Origin of the sequence: Campylobacter concisus (genome assembly GCF_002092845.1) — a bacterium.
Classification (GTDB): domain Bacteria; phylum Campylobacterota; class Campylobacteria; order Campylobacterales; family Campylobacteraceae; genus Campylobacter_A; species Campylobacter_A concisus_AQ.
Genome location: NZ_LVXF01000025.1, coordinates 1 through 2,192, shown reverse-complemented (window position 1 = coordinate 2,192; position 2,192 = coordinate 1). Strand labels below are relative to the sequence as shown.

The window sequence follows — 2,192 nt, the reverse complement described above, 5'->3', positions numbered from 1 at the left end:
AGATAAAGCAGAGAAAAAGAGTAAAGCTAAAAAAGAGAAGAGCAAAGAGTAATAAATCTAGAAATTTATAAAAATTCTTACATAAAGTATATAAAAATAGTTAGGAGCACATGGTGCTCCTAATAAAAAATAGATTGGTTTTTATATATTTGCCTAATTTTTAAATTCTATAACTTAGTTTGTCTACTTTTTAAATTTTATAAATTAATAAGTTCATCTAATAGATCTTGTAAAGTAATGCTTCTTAGACTATCTTCTAAAGCTTCTTGTGCTTTTAGGAGGTGGTTGGTTAAGAAAGTAGGAGAGTGTGTAAACTAGCTAAGAATCTTAACTTATAAGATTTTCTATTTAATATTTTAAATAAGCTTACTATTGAATATTTTAAATACCTAGTTAAATTTATAGAAAACTCTATTTAGATAAAGTCCTTCAGCTGGAGCCGGGATACGAGTTAGGACAGAGCATCCGTTAAGTGAAGCATTGATGAGCTCACCACCATTTTTTATACTCAAGGCTTTAAGTAGATTTGCAACCATAAGCCGTACTTGTGCGCGCAAAAAACCGTTCGCTTTAAAAACGATGATAGTTTGGTTCTTGTATTCATAGCAAAATGCCTTAAAAATTTCTCGCACTGGACTTTTTGTATCACTTCCTGTTTTCATATAGGAGCTAAAATCATGCTCACCAACAAAATTAGATAAAATTTCATTTGCTTTTTTGATATCAAATTTTGGCAAAAAGACTTTATAGTTTGAGCTAAAAACATCAAATTCTCCATGATCTATAATGTATCTATAAGACCTTGCTACGGCGTCAAATCTTGCTTGAAAATTTTCATCAACTAAATTTATACGTTTTATATGAATATTTGGATGAGCATGGCGGTTGATTAGCTCTTTTAGATGCTCTAAATTTTTAAAATGATCGCTACAAATTACGCTTGAGCTTTGATTGATCGCATGGACGTTTTTGTCTGTACGTGAGCTAGAGACTATTTTTTCAAATATTCCGACGTGAGCTAGGGCACGCGAAAGCTCATCTTCTACGCCATTTTCATGCGGTTGAGTTTGCGAGCCTTGAAATTTGGAGCCATCGTAGCTATAAATTAGTTGGATTTTCATTAGTATCTTCGCATGATCTTGGCTTTAAAAAGTAAAATTCCTGCCAATAAAAAGACAAAAAATATGAGTGGAATCGCAAAAGCTGGCTTTGATGAAAATAGCATTATGAGCGTAAAATACCCAAATAAAACGCCAAATGTCCCAACATAAACCATGCCTTTTTCATATCTATAAGTAACGATGCCAAAGCTTATAGCAAAAAGTGTACTGGCAAGTGGAAATAGTGCAACAAGTACATACGTACTAAGATCTTTTCTTCTTTTTTCGCTACTATTTGCCTCCGTCCAGTACTCTTTTATACTGCCTATATTGCTTATCTCTTCACTTTGGGCAGTCCTTATCTTCATAGATTTGAAGTTACTTTGGTGATAAATTTCATCTTTTATGTCATACATTTTTCCATCTAATAAAGAGAGTTCGATGCTTTGATTTGTATTAGTGATTTTTGCATTTTTAGCAGTGATTAAGCGTTGGGAGTCTTTAATGTAAGGATTAAACATCACGATATCTTTATAAGTAGTGCCGTTGTTATCTTGCATTTCACTACCCACATAAACCATCCAGTCAGAGAATTTTTGTCCAAACTGAGTTGGCTTTAAATTTAGCTTTGCGACAGTCTTTTTATAATCAATAAAATTTGCATTTAGCTGTGCGGCTATTGGTATCATTATGGTAGCGATTACAAGTAGAGCGGTGCTTAAAAATGCTGAAAATATTAAGAAAAATTTAGCAATCTTATTTGGTGAGCCACCAAGCGTAAAAATAACGATACTTTCATTCTCTTTTGATAATCTAAAAAGAGTCATCGCAAGTGATACAAAAAATGCGATAGGCACGACAAAAAGTAGTACACGTGGAAGCATAAATGAGTAGAGTTTAAAAAGCTCGCTAAAGCTGATCTCAATGTAAGAAGTGATGCGCGCGATCTGGATGAAAAATACGATCGACATGATCAAAAAAAGCGTACTAAATAGCGACGCAAAAGTCCCTAAGAAGTTAAATAAAAGATATCTATTCACTCTACTCATAAATAAACCTTAAAATTTCTAAAATTTGCTCTTTAAAAGAAAG

Annotated in this window: 2 protein-coding genes; both read right to left on the bottom strand. The window is 32.6% G+C overall.

All coding sequences use genetic code 11. The features are described 5' to 3' along the window. Positions 1–389 precede the first annotated feature (389 nt). Positions 390–1,121 carry a tRNA pseudouridine(38-40) synthase TruA gene (gene truA, locus A3854_RS06060; RefSeq protein WP_084041744.1) on the bottom strand — a complete coding sequence of 244 codons (732 nt, stop codon included), beginning with the start codon at positions 1,119–1,121 and terminating at the stop codon, positions 390–392. Continuing rightward, positions 1,121–2,149: an LptF/LptG family permease gene (locus A3854_RS06055; RefSeq protein WP_084041743.1), complete on the bottom strand. Its 1,029-nt coding sequence runs from the start codon at positions 2,147–2,149 to the stop codon at positions 1,121–1,123. The genes truA and A3854_RS06055 overlap by 1 nt, the downstream gene beginning before the upstream one ends. Positions 2,150–2,192 lie beyond the last annotated feature (43 nt).